Here is a 22,958-nt window from a genome sequence, read left to right on the forward strand (position 1 = left end):
AGATATGGTGGACAATAATCAACTATTAAGATTTACTACAGCAGGAAGCGTGGATGACGGGAAAAGTACCCTAATAGGACGCCTTTTGTACGACTCAAAATCCATCTTTGAAGATCAACTGGAGGCCATAGAAACCACAAGTAAGAAAAAGGGCCACGAAGGAGTGGATCTTGCCTTGTTTACAGATGGATTAAGAGATGAACGCGAACAGGGAATCACCATTGATGTGGCCTATCGTTATTTTACAACCCCAAAACGAAAGTTCATTATAGCAGATACGCCCGGACATATCCAGTATACCCGAAATATGGTCACCGGGGCTTCCACGGCAAATGCAGCCATTATTTTGGTGGACGCTAGGCACGGAGTAATTGAACAGACTAAAAGGCATGCTTTTATTGCTTCCTTGTTGCAAATACCCCACGTGATTGTTTGTATCAACAAAATGGATCTGGTAGATTATTCGGAAGAGGCTTATAACAAAGTGATATCACAGTTTGAAGAATTTTCATCCAAACTTCTGGTTAAGGATATTCGTTTTATTCCGATAAGTGCCTTGTTGGGGGACAATGTAGTAAACCGGTCCAAAAATATGGATTGGTATCAAGGAGCACCATTACTCCATACCCTAGAGACGATGCATATTAGCAGCGACATCAACAAAGTGGATGCCAGATTCCCGGTGCAAACCGTTCTACGACCACAAAGCGATGAATTTAGAGATTATCGTGGCTATGCAGGACGTATGGCCAGTGGTGTACTGAGAAAAGGCGATGAGATCACCGTAATGCCTTCTGGGTTTACTTCCAAGATTAAATCCATCGACACATTTTCTGGAGAGGTAGAGGAAGCATTTGCACCTATGTCCGTTTCCATAACCCTTGAAGATGATATTGATATCAGTAGGGGTGATATGATTGTTCGTTCCAACAACAAGCCGGAAGCTCAGCAAGATATCGAGGTGATGCTTTGTTGGTTGAACAATAGTCCCGCAAAACCCAGGGCTAAATACACTATAAAGCATACCTCAAATGAGCAGAAAGCAATGATCAAGGAGGTTTTGTATAAAATTGACATCAACACTTTGAACCGTAGTTCCGACGACACCGATATGGCGATGAACGATATTTCGAAAGTACGGATCAGAACCACCAAGCCATTGATGGTGGACCCTTATCGTGAGAACAGGACCACGGGAAGCATTATTTTGATTGATGATGCGACTAATGAGACAGTTGCGGCAGGAATGGTTGTTTGACCCGTCCAAGTAGCTACACATAGGGGCAAGGGGCTGCTATTGTCAATGCAAAAACCAAAATAAATCATATTCATTAACCGCCCTTTATGGCTAATCTATCGGGTCTTTTCAAGAATATAAATAACCTACCACCAAGGGTGGTCAATAGTGGAAGGGTTTTTATGCTTAGGGTTTTTGGAATGGCCCTTTCCTACGCAGCTATAATTTATATATCCAATGTATATGGTGCTGAAGCTTTTGGAAGATACTCCTTGTCCGTTACGCTATGGCAGTTGTTGATTTTAATATTTTCTTTGGGAATTCCTCAAGCCATATTGAAGATAACAGCTGATAAAAATAATTATGAAAAGGCGCCTAAAAGCAATTATCTGTCCAAGGCCGCCAAAACATTATTGGTCTCTGCCTCGGGCTGTTCTTTGGCGCTTTTTTTTTTAAAAGAATGGTTGGCCATATCCGTTTTTAATGACCCCAAATTAATTTTCTATTTTAAATACATTTCTTTATTTATCATATTAGGGATTTTCCATTCTTTTTTAACTGAATTTTTAAGGGGAAAACAAGATTTTATAAAATATGGGCTATTTGTTTATGTATTGCCCTATTTGCTGTTATTGGCATTTATGTACCTATTTAAAACTAGTGGTTTTCAAGAAAACGGCACAATCCTTTCTTTTTTAATGGCTTTTGGGCTTTTGGTTATCATTTTGTTGTTTTATTTTCCCAGGTCAAGGGCACAAAAAGACTATCCATATAAAAAACTGTTCGCCCTATCATTCCCCATGTTGTTCAGTGCAGCATTTATGTTTATTTCGAATTGGACCGATATATTTATGCTAGGGGCCATGGTTTCTAAAAAGGATGTTGGAATATACAATGCTGCATACAAACTTGCCACGATTGCTTTGATCATAATAAACGCGGTGAATACGGTACTTGCGCCTAAAATATCAGAGTTGTATGGTAAAAATCAGGTAGGTCAAATTGCAAATGAAGTTCAGAAAGGCACTAGGTTAATAGTTATTTTCACGATTCCAATTGTTGGGGTTTTAATCTTCTTCAGGAAATCACTTTTAGGTTTTTTCGGGGGGGAATTTGTAGATTCAGGTCAGGAGGTTCTAATTGTTGTTTCTTTGGGTTTATTGTTCAATGCATTGTCTGGAAGTGTAGGACAGGTCTTAAATATGACCCAACATCAAAAGGAATTAAGAAATTTTACCATTATCAGCGCCATTGGTAATGCATTGCTTAACTATTTTCTAATTAAAAGCTTTGGGATTATTGGTGCAGCGGTTGCAAGCTTGATGTCTAATATGTTATTAAATATACTTTGTGTAATTTTTGTATATAAAAAATATAAGATTTTAACAATTTATAGATTTTGGAGGATTTATGGCAATTAGTGTAATTATAAGAAAAATCAGAAATCGGCTTACCACCTTTGGAAATAGATTGTATTATTACCCATATCTGCATTGTAAAGGGGATAATCTTATTCAGGAGAGAGTTTATATCAGAGGTTTTGGCGAATTCGATAATCGATTGTCGGTAACATTGGACAGAAGAGCAAAAATAAACCATGATGTAATTTTACAAGGTTCTGGTAAAATCGTTCTTGGGGAGAATAGCTTTATTGGTTCATTTTCTGTCATTGGAGCTAATGAATCAGTTGTAATAGGTAAAAACGTCATGATTGCACAGGGAGTTTCAATTAGAGATACGGACCATAATTTTGACGACTTGCACAAACCTATGTTTAATCAGGGAATAAAAACAAAACCTATATTGATAAAAGATAATGTGTGGATTGGTTATGGTGCCGTAATCACCAAAGGAGTAACTATTCATTCGGGGGCTATTGTGGCAGCAAATGCTGTGGTGACCAAAGATGTTCCAAAGAATACGATTGTAGGAGGAGTACCAGCCAAAATTTTAAAGAGAAGAGAAGAATGATGAATAACATGGGTTTTATCTGCATTGGCGCCCAAAAAGCTGGCACCTCTACACTTCATGATATATTAATGCAACACCCTGATTTAATTTTGCCTGAGCTTAAAGAAACACACCACTTCAGGGATGAGGAGAAGTTTAATCAAGGGAAAAACCACTACTTTGATTATTACTTTAAAAGGAAAAATCAAAATAGTCTTTATGGTGAAATAGATCCAGAATATAGTTATTTTGAGAATTCGGCAAATAGGATAAAATCCTATTTTCCGAACCTTAAAATTATATTTGTTTTACGTAACCCAGTCGATAGAGCCCATTCCCATTACTTGATGACCAAAAGAAGAGGTTTGGAAACGCTTTCCTTTGATAAAGCCGTAAAAATAGAAGAACACAGATTGTCTTCTCATTATAATAGGATACATTTTAGCTATGTTTCTAGAGGCCGCTATTTGGAACAAATCTTACGTTTTGAAAACTTATTTGGTGCTGATAATGTTAAAATAGTGCTCTTTGATGATTTTGTAATGAACACGAAATTTATTGTTGATGATATCACTAAATTTATTGGTCTTTCGAATCATGATTATGACTATCAAGTCAAAAGTAACTCAGCCTCTGAATCAAGAAGTAAATTTTTGAGGGATTTTATATACCAGAATAATAAGTTAAAAACGTTAATAGGTAAGGCAATACCTTCAAGAAAGCTCAAAGATATGGTTATGCATAAATTGAGCCAAGCCAACTTGAAACCATCTAATAAGGAAATATTGAATAATGATTTAAAAAAAGATATTTACAACACCCATTTTAAACATGAAATAGATAATTTGGAAAATAAAATTGGGAAGGATTTATCAAAATGGAAATATTAAAAGCAAGGGGTAATGTTTGTTTCAAAGCCTAATTTTTTAGTGGTTGGAGTTCCCAAAGGAGGCACTTCATCTCTATTTAATTATTTAAAACAGCACCCCGAAATATATTTACCGGAACAAAAGGAATTGCATTACTTTTCTTTTGAGGAACTCAAAAAAAACTTGAATGGTCCGGGGGACAAACTAGTATTGTCCAGTGTGTTGAAATCTTTTGATGCCTATACCGCTCTTTACAATAATATTGAGGGAGAATCTAAATTTGGCGATGTTTCGCCATCATATCTGTTTTTTTCAAAATCGGTTATTCCTGCCATTCAGGAAAAGCTGGGAAATCAGGTGAAAATCATAATTACGTTAAGAGATCCCATAGAAAGAGCGTATTCTAATTTTCTGCACCAAAAAAGATTGATGCATGAAAACTTAACCTTTGACCAAGCCTTGCAACAAGAAAAAAAAAGAAAAGAAAATGGATTTGGTGATTTTTGGAGGTATTCGGAGCATTCCTTCTATTATGAAAAATGTCAAGCCTATATAAAGGCTTTTGGTGCCGAAAATGTTAAAATTGTTCTGTTTGAAGATATCAAAGAACGCCCAGAAGGCCTTTTAAGTGAACTGTTTGATTTTTTAGGTGTGGATAAAAGCTTTAAAGCAGAAAATTTAAATGTAATTTATAACAAGGGAGGAGTCTATAAAAAGGATGGTTTAACGTCCTTTCTTTTAAAACCGTCTTGTTTAAAATCCACGGTATTAAAATATGGAGGAAGTTTTATAGCAAAGAAGTATAAAAGATTTAAACAAGGTGTTTTGGAAAAGAATACACTTGAAAAACCAAAAATTGAAGAAAACGCCTTGAACTATTTGAAACAATTGTTCAAGGAAGATGTTCAAAACCTTAAAACTTTGGGTGTGGATACTTCACAATGGAAACATTTTGCCGATGATTAACCAAAAGGAACTCTCTATCATTATTGTAAATTATAACGGAGCCAAATATTTGCAAGGTTGTTTGGATTCAGTAAAAAACACTTGTAATGGTATCGATTATGAAATTATCATTGTCGACAATAATTCCTCGGACAACAGCTTGGACATTTTAAAAAGGAAATATGCAGAGGAAGTTTGTTTAATAGAGAGCAAAGAAAATTTAGGGTTCGCAGGGGGAAATAACTTGGGTGTTTCCAAAAGCAATGGAAAGTACATATTATTATTGAATAATGACACAATCTTGCTTGATAAGCTAGAACCTTTAATTAAGTTAATTGGAGATGATGAAATTGGTGCGATTGGGATTAAAATGTTGGGGAAGCAAAGAGAGTATAGAAAATCGGTAGGCAGATTTCCATCTGCATTTAATTTAATAAAGCTTTCTCGTTTGTATTATTCCTCCAAGTCTTTCAAACTTGGCAATTTTCATAAAGATTCTTATACCGTTGATTGGATCGAGGGGTCTTTTTTACTTACAAGAAGACAATTGTGGGATAAGGTTGGTGGTTTGGATGATACATTTTTTATGTACGGGGAGGATTTGGATTATTGTAAAAAAGTGTCAATACAGCTTAAGAAATGCATCTATTATACAAAATGTTCATATATCCATTTTGGAGGGTATAATGCTGGAAGGCAAAAACTTTTGAAAAAAGGGTTTGTTAAATATTTAAATAAACACGCTAAAGGATTGGGTAAGGTATTAGCACGAATTTCTTTAGAGATAAATTTCGCTTTTAAAAATGTTAAAAAGCTTATCACAAAAGTTACTATATAGCTTCGGAAAAAATTACGCTCTTGATAAAACAATTCCAGAGAGTTTGGTTCTTAGGTTCCTACTTAAGAAAGGCATTATGATGTTGAGGGGTATCTTGAAAACCAGAAGAAAACTTTTTTTAGGCAAAAAAGTGAAAATTTACAACAAATCAAATTTTGAATTTGGCAAAGGATGTACATTGGATGATTACGTTATTTTGGATTGTTATGGGAAGAATAGAATTAAGTTTGGAAACACAGTTAAAATTGGGGCATATTCTAGAATTAGCGTTACGAGTCATTTGTCAAAACTTGGAGAAGGGTTATCTATAGGAAGTAATTCGGCAATAGGTGAATATTCGTATTTTGGTTGTGCTGGAGGGCTAGAGATAGGAGATAATGTCATTATGGGACAGTATATTAGTTTCCATACGGAAAATCACAATTTCAGTAATAGAGATAAACTAATTCGAGAACAGGGTGTAACATCAAAGGGGATAATTATTGGAAACAATATTTGGGTAGGTGCAAAAGTTACTTTTTTAGACGGCAGTCAAGTGGGAGATAATTCTGTGGTTGCTGCCGGAGCTGTTGTTAAAGATGAGTTTCCGCCAAATGTTGTTATTGGAGGTGTTCCCGCAAAAATCATAAAAGAATTATGACCAAGACGATTCTTTTTATTCATCAATCAGCTGAACTATACGGATCAGATAAAACATTGCTTTATCTGACCAAAGAGATTAATTTTTTAGAAGACTTTGAGGTAGTGGTGGTGCTGCCAAACAATGGACCTCTAAAGAAAGAGCTAGAACAGTATGGTGTAAAGGTGATCACATCTCCAGTTATTAAAATTTCACGGAGCATGTTTACGCCCAAAAACCTTTTGCTACTGCCATTAACCATATTTACCGCGATAAAAACTTTAGAGAAAAAACTGGACGGTCTAAAAGTTGACATAGTTCATTCCAATACCCTTGCAGTATTACTTGGTGCGTTTTATGCCAAAAAAAATAGGATAAGACATATTTGGCATGTGCATGAAATTATTAAAAAACCAAAGGTTATATATAAGGCTTTCCCTATTCTGTTGAATTTGTTCAGTCAGATGGTGGTATACAATTCATGTGAGACCATGAAATTTTGGAATGTCCATCGCCCCGGTCTAACGAAAAAATCCCTTGTGATTTTAAATGGATTAGATAGGTTAACACCACCAGCATCAAGTGGAGAGATTGAAAGAATTAAAAAAACACTGTTCGGTTTTGACGAGGATAATGTTGTGATTGGCCTGATTGGAAGAATAAATCATTGGAAAGGACAAGAACTTTTGTTAGAAGCATTCAACCTTTTGAAAGAAAATTTCGTCAATTTAAAATTAGTGTTTATAGGGTCCGCTTCTGAGGGTAAGGAATATTTGGTAACACAATTGCAAAATAAAATAGAAGAATACGGATTAAAAGATGACTGTAAAATCGTTCCTTTTCAAAAGGATATTTGGCCCATTTGGGACAGTTTAGATATTGCGGTGGTCCCATCTACCGAACCGGAACCATTTGGGTTGGTCGCCGTGGAGGCCATGCTATCAAAAAAACCAGTAGTTGCTGCCGGACACGGCGGTTTATTGGAAATTGTTGAAGATGGTAGAACAGGCTATTTTTTTGAACCTAATAATATTCAAGATTTAGCAGTTAAACTAACAAATTTGATAGCAAATAAGGAAAGGACACTAAGTTTCGGAGAAAACGGCTTTAAAATAGCAAGTGATGATTTTTCTTCTAAAAGGTATGTAGAAAAATTTACTGAACTTTACACCTCCTGAAACCAGCATATGCTTAGGATATCCATTCAAAATCTTTATAAAGGCCTTTTTGTTACCACATTAGCTGCTTTGTACTTGGTTAATTCATTTGAATTCAGTTACGTGGTAACCGCCTTGCTTTCTATTTGGTTACTATTGGGGATAAAACTCGGTAAATCTGCAATTGAAATTTTGTTTTTATTGACGACCATTTTTTTAATTGCATTGTTTGGGTCGTTTTTTCAAAAAACAGTCCCTTTTGAATACTTGAAAGGGGTGCTTTATTTTACCAAACCAATTTTAATGATTTTATTGGGTTACGGGTTTATCCAAAAAATAGGAAGCAGGGACTTTTTTTTTAAGGTCATCATATATTTCGCTTTATTTTCAGCAGTAAATCATGTTTATTTGGTGGTTAATTGGGCGATAGATAATCCAATAAATATCAACAGGTTAAGACTTTATGCAGGTAAGGGCGATGTAATTGAACTATTTGGGTTTATCTTCATTTTTTGTAGAAAAAAGTTGCAGATAAACTTTCGTAGAAAGAGTTACGTTAAAATAGCTTTTGTATTGTTGACAATATCCTTCCTGCTCTATTTTTCTCGCACACAGGCGGTGGCTGCTATCGTTATTATTTCTTCAATTTATGGATATACCAAATTGAACAAAAAAGCGATAATTGTGATATCCAGCTTTGTTGTACTTGCGGGAGGATTTTTTTGGTATTTGAATAAAATGGAAATACCAAGAAGTGCCGAGGGACTGGAAGGCTTTTTATACAAAATAAAGAATGCCCCAAAAGAAATGTTTTCTACAGATATCAATGTGAACAATCGGGCTGAATTATGGGATAAATGGAGAAGTTATGAGGCAAAATTGGCAATTGAACAGGTGTTGAACGATAGGTCATCCACCTTGGTTTTTGGCAAGGGAATAGGCGCTTTGGTAGATTTAAAAGACGATTTTATGCTAAACGGAAAATTGGAAAGAAAAATCCCGACAATCCACAATGGATATGCTTTTGTTTTTTTTAAGTCGGGAATTTTAGGTCTGTCATTATATTTTTTTGTTGTGATAATCCTTTATTTAAAAGCTTATTCTCTTAAGAGCGCTAATGCTATTTCAATAGCAACAAATAATTTGCTTTCGGGATTTGGTCTTTATTTGATGTTTACGACATTAGTAGTTGCCGGGCTATATAATACAAACAGTACTGTTCCATTAATCCTAGGCTTTATTTTAGGAGTGGAACATTTGAACAATTTATCAGTAAATGAAGATAGCGATAATAGGAACTAGGGGCATACCTAATTACCACGGGGGATTTGAACAATTTGCAGAGTATTTTTCCGTATACCTGGCCGATAAAGGACACGAGGTGTTTACATACAATTCCATGAAACACCCTTATCAAGAGAAAACATATAAGGGGGTTCACATAATTCATTGTAATGACCCCGAAGATAAAATTGGAACCCCCGGGCAGTTTATATATGACCTTAACTGTATTTTGGATGCCAGAAAAAGAAAATTCGATATTATACTTCAATTAGGATATACAAGTAGTTCAATATGGGGTAAATTATTGCCCAAAAATGCATTGATAATTACCAATATGGATGGATTGGAATGGAAGCGTTCCAAATATTCCAAACCCGTTCGACAGTTTTTAAAATTTGCCGAAAAGTTGGCCATTAAATCAAGTGATTATTTGATATCGGACTCAAAAGGAATACAAAGCTACCTTATGAATAAATATGGTGCACGGTCAAAGTATATTGCATATGGTGCTAATATATTTAACACCCCCAATGAAAAAGTGTTGCAGCAATATAATGTTGAGAAACACAAATATAATTTATTAATTGCGAGGTTTGAACCTGAAAACAACCTTGAAACTATTTTGGATGGGGCAGCAATATCAAACAAAAAGGAGGTTTTTCTTGTTGTGGGCAAACACAATGTCAATAAATTTGGAACATATTTAAAACAAAAATATCTCAACTCTGAAAACATCAGGTTTATAGGGGGTATTTATAATTTAGAGCATTTAAATAATTTAAGATATTTTTCCAATCTATATTTCCATGGTCATTCTGTTGGTGGAACAAATCCATCGTTATTGGAAGCTATGGCTTGTAATACATTGATTATTGCGCATGACAATCAATTCAATAAGGCAATATTAAAGACAAATGCATTTTATTTTAATACAGCAGGCCAAGTAAAGGAATTTCTTGAGGAGATAAATAAAGGTCAACATAAAGACAAAACTTTAAATTGCCGTAGTGACATAGAAAAGTTTTTTAATTGGCCATTGATCAACAAACAATATCTTGATTTTTTTAATGAATGCAGGAAATAGAGTTGTAAACACCATCAAAAACCTTGATTTGACCCCACATTTATTGGGGTTGATTCTTTCAACTTTGTTATTGGGGTATGTTCTTAGCAGTATTTTTTTGGGAATTTTTGTAGCCTATGTAATTTACAATATTGCAGTGGGCAAGTATAAAATGGTAATTAATTTATTCCTGATTATACCAATCGCCCTTTATGTATATTTTTCTTTCACATATTTTTGGTCGGTCGATAAGGAACAAACATTAAGGGGATTAGTGAGGTCACTGAGCATGTTTTTGGTGCCATTTATGTTTTTTTTTATTCCGCGTTTTTCTTTAAAAGACCTCAACTTCACCTTGAATATTTTTTCTTACTCCAATTTAGGGCTAGGAATTTTGTTTTTGATTTCCTCGACCATTAGGTTTTTATCTTCACATAGTCTAAGTGAATTCTACTATCATGATTTAGTAAGTGTTTTGGAATTGAATGCAATATATGTTTCCGCTATTTTCTCCATCAGTTTTTTTCATTTGCTTGGCAAGGAAAACTCAAAAACAATCGATAAAATAGGAGCTTTGTTTTTATTCTTGTTAATCATATTAATGGCCTCAAAAAGCATATTGTTCATTACATTTATTGGGATTATAATTTTCTTTTTTAGAAGAAAACCGGCCATATACTTTAAAAAATATCTGTTTTATGCAGGTTTGATTTCTTTGGCATTGGTTGTTTTTTCCAAACCAATAACAAATCGAATACTTCAAGAAAAAGGAACTCATTTCCAAGAGGTATTGACAAATAAAAAATTCAACAAAATCTATCCATGGACGGGAACTTCCATTAGGCTTTTGCAATTACGAATTTTAAAGGAACAAATTGAGGAAGAGGGAATTTTTTGGACAGGTTTTGGTCTTGCCGCATCAAATAATAATTTGATTAAAAGACATACTGAATTTAATACGTATTCTGCATTTCATCATTATAATTACCATAACACCTATGCTCAAAGTTTTTCTGAAACTGGAATTATAGGCCTTTTGTTCTTATTGATTTTTTTAGGACGTAACCTCATTAATGGATTTAAAAGTAAATCCTATGTTTTTTTTATGTCCAGTCTACTAATGATAATTTGGCCTTTAACTGAATCTGTGTTATCAAGGCAGCGCGGAATTTATTTTTTTATAATCTTGATATGTGTTTTTAACCATGTTCGTTATATTCAGAACAAATTAAATGCAGAGTAATAAATTGCTACCCCTGGGTAAAAGGAGAATATTGCCCTAAAAAATCTTGAAGTATACTTTGATTAGGTATTGTTTGGAAAATAGCAAATAGGTTATTATAGGGTATATTTGTTTTTATTTATAGGGTACTAAAAAACATCAATGCTTTTTAAACAACATAGATATTCAAATTTAATTACACCCATTTCCTATTTGATAGATTTGGCAGTTTTGAATATGTTTTTGTATATCTTGCCAATCAACTTCCAAACTCCTGTGTTGATACATCTGTATATCACTCTGGCCTGGATTGTTATCTCAATAAAAAATGAATTTTACACCATTTACAGATTTTCAAAGGTCACTTATATTATAAGATTGATTTTTGTACAGTTTGTCTTTTTTTTCTTGACACTTTATGCCTTTATTGGCTTCTTCAAACAACCAATAATAAGCAGACTTGCACTCGGCGAATACTTTGTACTTGTTTTTGTCATAATATCAACCATAAAACTTTTGAGCTATTTCTTGTTGATGGAGTATCGGGAAAAGGTAAAAGGAAACTTGAGGAATGTGGTAATTATTGGGAAAAACAAGAAAACAGACCAACTGCGAAATGTATTTAAAGATAGAGCGGAGTTTGGCTATAATTTTCAAAAACAATTTTCGCCTAAATCAAAAGATTTTGATATTCAAGATTGCTTGGACTATATAATGAGAAAAAATATAGACGAAATCTATTGCTCAATTTCAGAACTTAAAAATGAAGAGATCGCCAAGTTCATCAGTTTTGCGGATAACAACTTAAAAACACTTAAGTTTATCCCGGACAATAAAAATATCTTTTCTAAAAAATTAAAGTTCGAATATTACGATTATATCCCTGTGCTTTCCTTGAGGGATATTCCGTTGGACAGCCCCATAAACGCTTTTATAAAAAGAAGTTTTGATATAGTTTTTTCTCTTGTAGTTATTATTGGTTTACTCTCATGGCTAACACCAATTTTAGCTTTACTGATTACTCTTGAATCACGTGGTCCTGTATTTTTTAGGCAAACCAGAAATGGAATCGACAATAGGGAGTTCTATTGTTATAAGTTCCGATCTATGGCTCCCAATAAAAATGCAGATGATATTCAAGCCACCAAAAACGACATGAGAATCACCAAAATCGGTAAGTTTATCCGAAGAACCAGTATCGATGAGCTCCCTCAATTTTATAATGTTTTGTTTGGTACCATGTCGGTAGTGGGTCCACGTCCCCACATGGTAAAACATACCAATGAATATGCGACCAGTGTGGACAAGTATATGGTTAGGCATTTTGTTAAACCTGGAATTACCGGTTTGGCACAAGTTCGTGGATATCGAGGGGAAATTGAACAGGAGGCCGACATTCAAAATCGAATTAAGTTCGATATTTTTTATATTGAGAACTGGTCGATGTTTTTAGATTTAAAGATTATAGTTCAAACAGTTTTAAACGCATTTAAAGGTGAAGCCAAGGCTTATTAGGATCTTATGAAAAAAACACTCATTACCGGAGCAGCTGGATTTTTAGGGTCTCATCTTTGTGATCGCTTCATTTCGGAAGGCCATCATGTTATTGGGATGGACAACCTCATAACTGGCGACCTTAGAAACATAGAGCACTTGTTTCACCTTAAACGGTTCGAGTTTTTCCATCATGACGTGACCAAGTTCGTCCATGTTCCAGGTAAAATGGACTATATCCTTCACTTTGCCTCACCAGCGAGCCCTATCGATTACTTAAAGATTCCAATTGAAACCCTCAAAGTTGGCTCATTGGGTACGCTCAACTTGTTGGGGTTGGCTAGAGATCATGGCGCTCGTATTCTGGTAGCTTCAACTTCCGAAGTGTATGGAGACCCTTTGGTTCATCCACAAAGCGAGGACTATTTTGGCAACGTTAGCCCCATAGGCCCAAGAGGGGTTTACGATGAGGCCAAACGCTTTATGGAATCCATTACCATGGCTTATCACAGGCATCATGGATTGGATACCCGAATAGTTCGAATATTTAACACCTACGGTTCAAGAATGCGACTGAACGATGGAAGGGTTGTCCCCGCATTCATGGGACAGGCAATCCGTGGGGAAGATTTAACCGTTTTTGGAGATGGTTCACAATCACGATCGTTTACCTATATCGATGACCAAATCGAGGGTATCTACCGCCTTTTGATGAGCGATTATGTGGAGCCTATCAATATTGGAAACCCTGATGAAACTACCATTCTCGAATTTGCGGAGGAAATCATCAAACTAACGGGAACCGACCAAAAAATTGTGTTCAAACCCTTGCCTCAAGATGACCCCATGCAGCGGCAGCCAGATATTACCCGTGCCAAGGAGATTTTGGGTTGGGAACCAAAAGTGCATCGTTCCGAAGGACTTAAAAAAGTATATGAATACTTTAAATCGCTTTCCCATGATCAGTTGTGGGAAGCACACAGAGATTTCTCGCCAAATAACTAGTCAAAAGTTCCCATCAAAACGTACTTTTGCCAAAACGTTGAATCATGAACATCTTGGTCTTGGGTGCTGGCGGTCGCGAACATGCCATTTCCCTCAAAATTTCACAAAGTCCTAAAACTTCTAAATTATTTGTAGCTCCCGGTAATGCAGGTACATCACAAATAGCCACAAATATTGATGTAGGGGTAAACGATTTTGAATCCATTAAACAATTGGTGCTGAAAGAAAACATCGATTTGGTGGTGGTTGGACCGGAAGATCCATTGGTAAATGGAGTGCACGATTTTTTCTTGAATGATGTAGAGCTCAAAACCGTTCCTGTGATCGGTCCGGAAAAAGCTGCTGCAGAACTGGAAGGAAGCAAAGAATTTGCCAAAGAGTTTATGATGAGGCACAATATTCCAACCGCAGCCTATCAAAGTTTTACCAGTGAAACATTGGAGGAAGGTTATGCCTTTTTGGAAACGCTCAATCCTCCTTATGTTTTAAAGGCCGATGGACTTGCGGCAGGGAAAGGTGTATTGATTCTTCAAGATTTACAAGAGGCCAAGGATGAACTCAAATCCATGTTGGTCGATTCCAAATTTGGAAACGCAAGCGCCACGGTGGTAATAGAAGAATTCTTGGACGGTATAGAACTGAGCTGTTTTGTACTTACCGATGGAACTAACTACAAAATCCTACCAACCGCTAAGGATTACAAAAGAATAGGAGAAGGGGACACGGGACTCAATACAGGGGGCATGGGCGCTATTTCACCCGTTCCTTTTACCGATAGGGCATTTATGGACAAGATAGAGCACAAAATTGTGAAACCGACCGTAGACGGCCTTAAAAAGGACAATTTGCCCTATGTGGGTTTTATCTTTATCGGATTGATAAAAGTCGGTGACGAGCCCAAGGTAATCGAATACAATGTTCGTATGGGAGATCCTGAGACGGAGGTTGTAATGCCACGACTAAAAAGTGATTTGGTAGACGTGCTTCTCGCGATGGCCAACGGAACCTTGGACCAAGTGGACCTTCAAATTGACGAAAGGGCCGCAACAACGGTAATGGCGGTATCCGGTGGTTACCCAGAGGCCTACGAAAAAGGAAAGGAAATCACGGGCACGGAAAATATCGAAGATTCCATTGTTTTCCACGCGGGCACTAAACTGTCAGACGGGAAAGTGGTCACCAACGGAGGGCGTGTAATAGCAGTAACTTCCTTTGGAAAAGACTTTAAGGAAGCACTGAAAACATCCTATCAAAACATGGAAAAGCTCCACTTTGATGGAATGTATTATCGAAAAGATTTAGGATTTGATCTATAGGTAAGAGTGGGAGCTAATGCTCTTATCTTCCTCGCCACTATCGTTGAAAATTTTCAGTTGCTGCATCCAGTATGCTGCGGCAATCAAACCAATAACGAAGAAAATCCAGTTAATAGTGTTGGAACCCCACCAGCTCTGCATAAAGCGGAAAAAATCGTAAGGTGCGAAAAGGTAGTTTACAAATAAGTCCTCTATACCGTAAAAAAACTTGCTCATGTTGGCTATATTTACTTTACAAAAGTAGCAAAAGATAGGATGATTTCAAGCTTTTTCGGAAAAACAAAACCCATAAATTACATTGTCCTTGCCCTATGTTTGTTTCTTTTTTATTTCACCAGTGTGTTTTTCCAGCTCGGAGAACAAAAGATCAATGAGGTTATTCCCCTGGAAATCCTGTTGTTTGCTTGTTTGTTATTGTCGGTTTTTATCATCAATCAAATTGTAAGATCGGAAAAGGCAACGGAACGCAATTCCTACACCATGGTGTTTTTTGTGTTGTTGATCTTGGCTTTTTCCGACGAGTTGATTCTTCAAAATGTGATCTTCGCGAATTTTTTTCTGCTCTTGGCTTTTTGGAGGATACTGTCAATTAAATCCATAAGAAATGTAAAACACAAGATTTTTGATGCTTCCCTTTTGATCGCCATCGCAAGCTTGTTCTACGATTGGGCCATTGCGTTCATGCTTCTTGTTTTTTTTGTGATTGCCGTGTACGATAGGAAAACCATCAAGAACTGGATAGTTCCTTTCCTGGGGCTGGCCACAATTTTTATACTGACCTTTACCGTGCTTAAACTAAAGGGGTCCTTGAATTTCTTTGAAGACCATTATCAATTTTCCCTTGGGCTTTTTACAACAAAATCATTTTTTCAGGTACTAAATATAAAAACCTTGGTTTATCTGATCTTGACGATTATTGTTTCCATTTCGGTATTTGTCCGTCTGCGCAATGTGAGCGGTGGCAAATTGCTTTTGCTTCGAATCGTTTTTTTGATTTTTGTGCTGGGCACCGGTATTATACTTTTCACCCCTGCTGATGCCTCCCCCGTTCTTGTCACTTTTTTTCCAGCATCGGTTTTTCTTACCAATTATCTCGAAGCTATTAAAAAAAGGAAGCTTCAGGAAATGGCTTTAATTGGCTCCATGCTAGTCGCCTTGTCCCTTTTTGCTTTTCATTTGAATTAAGTATGCCATAAAGCAATATCTTTGAACAAATTTATTTGAGCTATGTTCAGCGATTTTGCATTCAAAATATTTCAGGAAAGTATAGACACCTACCACATTAAAGACGATGTGTACCAAGAATTCACGAACCCTTATCCAAAAGACAAAGTAGAGCACTTGCTTTATAGAAAAAACTGGATAGATACCGTGCAATGGCATTACGAGGACATTATACGCGACCCGGATATTGAACCTGTCGCCGCTTTGGAACTGAAACGTAAAATTGACGCCAGTAATCAGGATCGTACGGATTTGGTGGAGTACATCGACAGTTATTTTTTAAAAAAATACCAATCGGTTCAAGTAAAGGACAATGCCACCATCAATACAGAAAGTCCTGCTTGGGCCATAGACCGACTTTCCATTTTGGCACTGAAGATTTATCATATGCAAGAAGAGGTGAATCGTACGGATGCCTCTCCAGAGCATATTGAAAAGTGTAGCGATAAATTGGCCGTGCTTTTGGAGCAAAAAAAGGACCTTTCTACCGCCATTGACCGATTGTTGGCAGATATTGAAGCGGGAGACAAGTACATGAAGGTTTATAAGCAGATGAAAATGTACAACGACGACGAATTAAATCCAGTTCTTCGTGGACAAAAAGGGTAAACATACCCATATTTTGGTCATTCGTTTATCGGCGATGGGCGATGTAGCCATGACCGCTCCCATAATTCGCGCCCTAACCCGACAATATCCAGAGGTACAGTTGACCGTGCTTACCAAGAAACTTTTCATGCCCATTTTTAATGGGTTGGAGAATGTAAAGGTAAAGGAAGCCGATGTTAAAAACCATCACAAGGGCTTGATGGGGCTTTGGCGCCTGTACAAAGAACTAAAACCCTTACAGTTTGATGCGGTTGCAGACCTCCATAATGTATTGCGCAGTCGAGTGCTTAAAAAGTACTTTGCCCTAGAGCGAATACCTTTTGCTCAGATAGATAAAGGACGAAAGGATAAAAAGGCGCTCACACGGTCCAAAAACAAGGTCTTTGAGCAACTCAAAACCACCCATGAGCGTTATGCCGATGTTTTTGAAGAACTAGGTTATGCAGTTGATATATCCACAGTAAAACCATTGGGTCGTGTACAGCTATCCGAAAAAGTGTTGGGTTTGGTACAGCAAGACACCAAGAAATGGGTCGGAATAGCTCCTTTTGCTGCCCATGAAGGCAAAATGTACCCGTTGGAACTTACCCAAGAGGTTATCAAACAACTCAATGAGACCGATAGGTATAAAATATTGCTGTTTGGTGGAGGTGCCAAGGAAGTGGCAGCATTGGAAAAGTTGGCCGACAATTATGAAAATACTCTCTGCATGGCCGGCAAACTAAATCTTTCCGAAGAATTACAATTGATTTCCAATTTGGATGTAATGTTATCCATGGACAGTGGCAATGCACACATGGCAGCCAATTATGGCATTCCGGTGGTTACCATCTGGGGCGTGACCCATCCGTATGCCGGGTTTTATCCATTTGGTCAACCTTTGGACAATGCACTTTTGGCAAATCGGGAGGCTTACCCCTTAATTCCGACCTCGGTCTACGGGAATAAAGTGCCAGAAGGCTATGAAAGCGCCATGAAAACTATTCAGCCACAGGAAGTGCTGGAGAAGTTGATGGGGATTTTGGAGAGTTAAGCCACACTCCCCTGGCAACTACTTCCGGCTCCTGCGGTACAACCGTAGCAATGTTGAGAGATGATAATATCCCGGTTGCTCAGCACATCATCATTATAATCTTTAATATGCTTTACCTTGCTTGCTACCTTTAAGTCGAGCATTTGGTTAAAGTCGCAATCGTACAACCACCCGTCCCAACTTACGGAAATGGTGTTGGTGCACATCACATTTTCAACAGCGGTCGGGTTGTATGCCTCCACCAAAGAGTACATATAATCCTCATAATTATCCGAAGCGATGAGGTAGTCCAAAAACCTTGAAATGGGCAGATTGGTAATGGCAAAAAGGTTATGGAAGTCAATATCAAAATCTTCCTTCAGCGCTTTTTTAAAATCGTGTTCCATGGCGGCTTGGTCGGCAGGCAAAAATGCCCCGGAAGGGTTATACACCAAATCCAACTTAAGATCACTATTGGGCATTCCGTAGCCCACCTCGTTCAGCATTTGCAATGCTTTTATGGATTTATCAAAAACACCATCGCCCCGTTGCTTGTCCGTTTTGCCTCGAGTGTAATGCGGCATGGACGATACCACATGTACATTATGTTTTTTAAAGAACTGCGGCAGGTCGTGGTATTTTTTATTGGCCAAAATAATGGTGAGATTGGAACGCACGATAAAATCTTGGATGCCCGCTTTGGATGCTTCTTCCACAAACCATCTAAAATGAGGGTTCATTTCGGGTGCACCCCCGGTAAGGTCCAAGGTATGTGCGCCAGTGTTTCGGATGACCTCCAAACATTGCTCCATGGTTTCCCGCGTCATAATTTCCTTTCGGTCGGGCCCTGCATCTACATGGCAATGTCCACAGACCTGGTTGCACATATACCCCACATTGATCTGGAGCACTTCCAATGTTTTGGGCTTTAATGGAAACTGCCCGGTCTCTGCAATTTTATCCTTGAAATACGGAAGTTCACCACCTGCAAAAAGTTCACCATTTAAGATTTCCATTTGCGTTTGGGTATTGGCAAGTTCATCCTCCCGTGCTTTTAAGGATTTTTTAGCTGCTTTTTTTATGTCTGTGAGTATGCTTTGCGTCATTAATTCAGTGGGTTTACATGGAAAGCTTGTCGTACTTGTTCATCATCTGCACACCATGCACCAAGGTAGCCCCGCTTTCTATGGCGGCTCCCGCATGTACAGCTTCCATCATTTCTTCTTTGGTGATTCCCCGTTGTAGCCCATCTTTGGTGTAGGCATCAATACAATATGGGCATTTTACCACGTGCGATACCGCGAGGGCAATCAAAGATTTTTCACGAGCACTCAACGCCCCCTCTTCAAACACCTTTCCGTAGTAGTCAAAAAATTTATTGCCTAATTCCTCGCTCCATTCGGTAATCTTACCAAACTTGCTCAGATCTGCTGGGTCGTAATATGATTTGGCCATGTTTCTTTATTTAATGTTCTTACTAAACATACAACAAATATCACTATTCATTTTGGTCGAAAGCCCATCTTAAATATTACAATTTCTTATGATTAAGTATACATTTAACTATAAAGCTTTTGCCTAGATTTGGAAATCAGTTGTTTACAAGATGATGAAAAGAAATTAAATAAGGATTGGATCCATAAAGAAATCCATCAATAGATTACATTTGCTCTCATAGAAACAATAAAAATGCTCGAAAACAAATCCATAGGCCTGGTTCTCTCCGGGGGAGGTGTTCGCGGAATGGCGCACATTGGCCTGATCAAAGCCATGCGTGAACATGATCTTGAAGCCAACGTAGTGGCCGGCACAAGTATTGGTGCGTTGGTAGGCGCCCTTTACGCCAATAAGAACTCGGTGGATGACATGCTTAATTTTTTTAAAGAGACCCCATTGTTCCAATACAGTTTCTTTACCATTAACAAAGCGGGCTTTATTGATACGGAAAGATACGCGAGCATTTTTGAGAAATTTTTCCCGGAAAATACGTTTGAAAGCTTAGAGAAGCCTTTGTATGTAGTGGCCACCGATTTGTTGAGTGGCAAGGAAAAGGTATTTAACAAAGGTCAACTCATTAAACCTCTTCTGGCTTCCGCGGCCCTTCCTCCTGTTTTCAGTCCGGTGGACATTGATGGCATTCTTTATTCCGATGGTGGAATCATGAACAATTTTCCAAAGGAATATGTAGAGGATAAAACAGAATTCATAATTGGAAGCAATGTGGCCATTACCGTGCCAGTGAAAAAGAAAGATTTGAGCAATTCCATTAGGCTTACCGCAAGGGTGACGAATTTGATGATACATGCATCCAATAGTGAAAAATTACACCAATGCGACTTTTTTATCGAACCAAAGGAACTGGAACAAATCGGGGTGCTTGATAAAAAAGGCATTGAAAATGCCTTTAATATTGGGTATGAACATGGCAGTAGGGCCCTTGAAAAAATGTTTTCCCAGACCTAATTCACCATACTATACATCGTCGTAGTTTACCGTAATTTTGGGAGTTAACGGATGTGACTGACATGTCAATACAAAACCTTCCTCAATCTCACTATCGGTAAGAATCTGGTTTTTCACCATTTCCGCTTTACCTTCGGTAAGGCGGGCAATACAACTACTGCAAACACCACCTTGGCAAGAATACGGAGCATCAATATCCTGTTTTAGGACGGCGTCGAGCACTAACTCTTTTTTGTCCATTACCACGGTATAGGTCTCATCATCCAAAATTACCGTTACTTGGGTTTTGCCTTCTAGGTTTTCTGCAAGTTCATCTTCGGTGTCTTCACTGGTAAAAAGCTCAAAATGAATTTTCTTTTGGTCAACACCGTTCTCTTTTAAGGTGTCGGTTACTTGATGGATCATATCTTCGGGTCCACACAGGTAAAAATCATCGAATTTGGTTTTCTTGAACTTGTTCTTGAGCACAAAGTTTACAGTGGATTTTTCGATACGACCGAATAGGGCATCATCCTCATTGGACCTACTGTATACGTATTGTACAAAAAAGCGATCACCGTATTGTTCTTTCAGGGCTTGAATCTCTTTGAAATACATGGTCTCTTCCGGCGATTGGTTTCCAAAGACCAGCACAAAAGAACTTTTTCGATGGCTTTCCAAAACCGTTTGGGCAATGCTCATAATCGGGGTAATACCGCTCCCTGCAGCAAACGCAGCAATTTTTCTTCGTTTTGAAGCCTCAAAAACAAAACGTCCTTCAGGGGGCATTACCTGTATGGTATCCCCTGCTTTTAAATGCTCGTTGGCATATACAGAAAATGTTCCACCCTCCATTTTTTTGATGCCCACCGTTAATTTCCCAGATGAGGGAGGAGAGGAAATCGAGTAGGCCCTTCGAAGTTCCTTTCCGTCCAATTCGTGTTTCAGGGTAATATATTGCCCCGCCTTGAAACGGTAAACATCTTTTAGGTTTTCTGGAATATCAAAAGTGAGTGCCACGGCATTTGGGGTTAATTTCTCTACCGCGGTAATTTTTAAAGCATGGGATTCGCTCATGAAAAATTTTTTGTGCAAAATTAAGCATTACGCTCTTTTTGAGCAGCTATTTTTAGAAAAAGCGTTTCTTTATGTAACAAATCCGATAATTTGGATACCAACAAAAAAAACACCAACCATGCTCAAACATTTTATTGGACTCCAATGGAAGTCTTTTTTTAGGTCGGCAACCTTTAAAACAGAAATCTGGTTTAAAATATTGATGGCCTTGGGAGCTCTTTATTTTATTGTGGTTTTCTTGGGAATGGGTGTCGGGGCCTATTTTATTATTGAGGATATGGAAATTGGCGACCCCCTGCGCGTGGTCAACCAGTTTATGATCTATTATCTGGCCTTCGACCTTGTATTTAGGTACATGTTGCAAAAAATGCCCGTGACCAACATTAAACCCTTACTGTACCTACCTATCCATAAAAACAAGGTGGTCAATTTTTCGCTGGGCAAAACAATAATCTCATTCTTCAACATTGCCCATGCGTTCTTCTTTGTGCCTTTTAGCATTGTTTTGCTTATAGAAGGCTATCCGCCCGCACAGGTAATTGGCTGGCATTTGGCTTTGATGGCAATATTTTACTGTAACAACTTCATCAATGTTATGGTAAATAACCAGAACACTGTTTTTTATATATTGGCTGCACTTTTCATTGTGGCTGGAGCATCACAATATTACCAATGGTTTGATATTACCGCATACACCCGATCAATTTTTGATTTTTTCTACGATATGCCGTGGACGGCCATTGTACCATGGGGGATTTTGGTAGGATTGTACTATGGTGCTTTCGCCTACTTTAAAAAACATATGTATTTGGATGGTGGTCTTGCCAAGAAACAGACCGAAGCCAAGACCGAAAATCTGGAATGGTTGAATCGTTTTGGCAATTTGGGAACTTTCTTGAAGAACGACATCAAACTTATTAAGCGAAACAAAAGATCGCGTTCCGCGGTAATCGCCGGGGCCTTTTTTATTTTTTACGGACTGCTCTTTTTCACTGGGGCCTTGGAGGTTTACGATGGACCCTTTTGGAAAATATTTGCAGGGATATTCGTCACGGGAGGATTCCTTTTCAGTTTTGGACAGTACGTGCCCAGTTGGGACAGTAGCTACTACCCTTTGATGATGAGCCAGAATATCAAGTATCGGGAGTACCTCTCATCTAAATGGTATTTGGTGATTATTGCGACCATTATTTCCACCATTTTGGCCACTTTCTATATCTACTTTGGTTGGGAGGCCTATGCAGCCGTTTTGGTCGGAGCTATTTATAATATAGGAATCAACAGTTATTTGGTACTTTGGGGCGGAGCTTATGTGAAGACACCGATAGACCTTACATCCAACAAAAAGGCATTTGGCGACAAGCAGGCCTTTAATGCCAAAACACTGTTGCTCACTTTGCCAAAATTGGTTTTGCCCATTGGAATATATGCAATTGGTCATTTTTTGATCAACCCCATGGCCGGATACATATTTGTGGCCGTTTTTGGCATCCTTGGATTCGCTTTCAAGAACAAGGTATTTACCATGATCGAGGGCATCTACAAAAAGGAGAAATACAAAACATTACAAGCATACAAACAGAAATAACACACCA

Annotated in this window: 23 protein-coding genes; 19 read left to right on the plus strand and 4 right to left on the minus strand. The window is 37.7% G+C overall.

Annotated elements, in window-relative coordinates:
• The first annotated feature begins 4 nt into the window (after window positions 1–4).
• From cysN to purD, 14 genes are all read left to right on the plus strand, one after another.
• A complete protein-coding gene (gene cysN / locus J0X13_RS10225) occupies window positions 5–1,258 on the plus strand; it encodes a sulfate adenylyltransferase subunit CysN (protein WP_207071462.1) in 1,254 nt (417 codons plus the stop codon).
• A 161-nt stretch (window positions 1,259–1,419) separates the two neighbouring features.
• On the plus strand, window positions 1,420–2,658 hold the full coding sequence (locus J0X13_RS10230) for a flippase (protein WP_262896925.1): 1,239 nt from the start codon (window positions 1,420–1,422) through the stop codon (window positions 2,656–2,658).
• A complete protein-coding gene (locus J0X13_RS10235) occupies window positions 2,648–3,208 on the plus strand; it encodes an acyltransferase (protein ID WP_207071322.1) in 561 nt (186 codons plus the stop codon). The genes J0X13_RS10230 and J0X13_RS10235 overlap by 11 nt, the downstream gene beginning before the upstream one ends.
• A complete protein-coding gene (locus tag J0X13_RS10240; protein WP_207071323.1) occupies window positions 3,205–4,077 on the plus strand; it encodes a sulfotransferase family protein in 873 nt (290 codons plus the stop codon). Before J0X13_RS10235 ends, J0X13_RS10240 begins: the two co-directional genes overlap by 4 nt.
• 12 nt (window positions 4,078–4,089) lie before the next feature.
• A complete protein-coding gene (locus J0X13_RS10245) occupies window positions 4,090–5,022 on the plus strand; it encodes a sulfotransferase family protein (RefSeq protein ID WP_207071324.1) in 933 nt (310 codons plus the stop codon).
• A complete protein-coding gene (locus J0X13_RS10250; RefSeq protein WP_207071325.1) occupies window positions 5,015–5,839 on the plus strand; it encodes a glycosyltransferase family 2 protein in 825 nt (274 codons plus the stop codon). The genes J0X13_RS10245 and J0X13_RS10250 overlap by 8 nt, the downstream gene beginning before the upstream one ends.
• Complete coding sequence (locus J0X13_RS10255; RefSeq protein ID WP_207071326.1) at window positions 5,805–6,479, plus strand: acyltransferase; 675 nt, start codon at window positions 5,805–5,807, stop codon at window positions 6,477–6,479. The genes J0X13_RS10250 and J0X13_RS10255 overlap by 35 nt, the downstream gene beginning before the upstream one ends.
• Window positions 6,476–7,636, plus strand: coding sequence for a glycosyltransferase family 4 protein (locus J0X13_RS10260; RefSeq protein WP_207071327.1), 1,161 nt, complete (start codon window positions 6,476–6,478; stop codon window positions 7,634–7,636). The genes J0X13_RS10255 and J0X13_RS10260 overlap by 4 nt, the downstream gene beginning before the upstream one ends.
• A 282-nt stretch (window positions 7,637–7,918) precedes the next feature.
• On the plus strand, window positions 7,919–8,917 hold the full coding sequence (locus tag J0X13_RS10265) for an O-antigen ligase family protein (RefSeq protein ID WP_207071328.1): 999 nt from the start codon (window positions 7,919–7,921) through the stop codon (window positions 8,915–8,917).
• The gene (locus J0X13_RS10270) at window positions 8,892–9,983 is read left to right on the plus strand and encodes a DUF1972 domain-containing protein (RefSeq protein ID WP_207071329.1); all 1,092 of its coding nucleotides are present in this window, start codon (window positions 8,892–8,894) and stop codon (window positions 9,981–9,983) included. Before J0X13_RS10265 ends, J0X13_RS10270 begins: the two co-directional genes overlap by 26 nt.
• Before the next feature lie 508 nt (window positions 9,984–10,491).
• Window positions 10,492–11,205: an O-antigen ligase family protein gene (locus J0X13_RS10275; protein ID WP_207071330.1), complete on the plus strand. Its 714-nt coding sequence runs from the start codon at window positions 10,492–10,494 to the stop codon at window positions 11,203–11,205.
• 216 nt (window positions 11,206–11,421) lie between these two features.
• Window positions 11,422–12,699, plus strand: a complete 1,278-nt coding sequence (locus J0X13_RS10280) for an undecaprenyl-phosphate glucose phosphotransferase (RefSeq protein WP_313786729.1) — start codon at window positions 11,422–11,424, stop codon at window positions 12,697–12,699.
• 6 nt (window positions 12,700–12,705) lie between these two features.
• Window positions 12,706–13,683 (plus strand): UDP-glucuronic acid decarboxylase family protein, encoded by a 978-nt coding sequence (locus tag J0X13_RS10285; RefSeq protein ID WP_207071332.1) that lies wholly within the window; start codon window positions 12,706–12,708, stop codon window positions 13,681–13,683.
• Between the two features lie 44 nt (window positions 13,684–13,727).
• Complete coding sequence (gene purD / locus J0X13_RS10290) at window positions 13,728–14,999, plus strand: phosphoribosylamine--glycine ligase (RefSeq protein ID WP_207071333.1); 1,272 nt, start codon at window positions 13,728–13,730, stop codon at window positions 14,997–14,999.
• Here purD and J0X13_RS10295 read toward each other — a convergent pair.
• The gene (locus tag J0X13_RS10295) at window positions 14,994–15,215 is read right to left on the minus strand and encodes a DUF6341 family protein (protein WP_207028753.1); all 222 of its coding nucleotides are present in this window, start codon (window positions 15,213–15,215) and stop codon (window positions 14,994–14,996) included. The genes purD and J0X13_RS10295 overlap by 6 nt on opposite strands.
• 39 nt (window positions 15,216–15,254) lie before the next feature.
• On the opposite strand from J0X13_RS10295, the gene J0X13_RS10300 reads away from it, so the two are divergent.
• Genes J0X13_RS10300 through J0X13_RS10310 form a run of 3 tightly spaced genes read left to right on the plus strand, consistent with a single transcriptional unit; the run spans window position 15,255 to window position 17,865 of the window.
• A complete protein-coding gene (locus J0X13_RS10300; RefSeq protein WP_242535700.1) occupies window positions 15,255–16,184 on the plus strand; it encodes a DUF6427 family protein in 930 nt (309 codons plus the stop codon).
• Between the two features lie 42 nt (window positions 16,185–16,226).
• Complete coding sequence (locus J0X13_RS10305) at window positions 16,227–16,832, plus strand: DUF4254 domain-containing protein (RefSeq protein ID WP_207071335.1); 606 nt, start codon at window positions 16,227–16,229, stop codon at window positions 16,830–16,832.
• Window positions 16,816–17,865, plus strand: a complete 1,050-nt coding sequence (locus J0X13_RS10310; RefSeq protein ID WP_313786727.1) for a glycosyltransferase family 9 protein — start codon at window positions 16,816–16,818, stop codon at window positions 17,863–17,865. The genes J0X13_RS10305 and J0X13_RS10310 overlap by 17 nt, the downstream gene beginning before the upstream one ends.
• Here the strand turns inward: J0X13_RS10310 and arsS are convergent.
• Both arsS and J0X13_RS10320 read right to left on the minus strand, forming a co-directional pair.
• Window positions 17,862–18,950, minus strand: a complete 1,089-nt coding sequence (arsS, locus tag J0X13_RS10315; RefSeq protein WP_207071336.1) for an arsenosugar biosynthesis radical SAM (seleno)protein ArsS — start codon at window positions 18,948–18,950, stop codon at window positions 17,862–17,864. The two genes, J0X13_RS10310 and arsS, sit on opposite strands and share 4 nt — an antisense overlap.
• 13 nt (window positions 18,951–18,963) lie before the next feature.
• Window positions 18,964–19,299 carry an arsenosugar biosynthesis-associated peroxidase-like protein gene (locus J0X13_RS10320; RefSeq protein WP_207071337.1) on the minus strand — a complete coding sequence of 112 codons (336 nt, stop codon included), beginning with the start codon at window positions 19,297–19,299 and terminating at the stop codon, window positions 18,964–18,966.
• 234 nt (window positions 19,300–19,533) lie between these two features.
• On the opposite strand from J0X13_RS10320, the gene J0X13_RS10325 reads away from it, so the two are divergent.
• Window positions 19,534–20,307 (plus strand): patatin-like phospholipase family protein, encoded by a 774-nt coding sequence (locus tag J0X13_RS10325; RefSeq protein ID WP_207071338.1) that lies wholly within the window; start codon window positions 19,534–19,536, stop codon window positions 20,305–20,307.
• A 9-nt stretch (window positions 20,308–20,316) separates the two neighbouring features.
• On the opposite strand, the gene J0X13_RS10330 is transcribed toward J0X13_RS10325, so the two are convergent.
• Window positions 20,317–21,363, minus strand: coding sequence for a ferredoxin--NADP reductase (locus J0X13_RS10330; protein ID WP_207071339.1), 1,047 nt, complete (start codon window positions 21,361–21,363; stop codon window positions 20,317–20,319).
• 118 nt (window positions 21,364–21,481) lie between these two features.
• Between J0X13_RS10330 and J0X13_RS10335 the strand changes: the two genes are divergently transcribed.
• A complete protein-coding gene (locus J0X13_RS10335) occupies window positions 21,482–22,951 on the plus strand; it encodes a DUF5687 family protein (RefSeq protein WP_207071340.1) in 1,470 nt (489 codons plus the stop codon).
• Window positions 22,952–22,958: the final 7 nt, after the last annotated feature.

The sequence above is a fragment of the [Muricauda] lutisoli (nom. illeg.) genome (genome assembly GCF_017313105.1).
GTDB classification, from domain to species: Bacteria; Bacteroidota; Bacteroidia; order Flavobacteriales; family Flavobacteriaceae; genus Flagellimonas; species Flagellimonas lutisoli.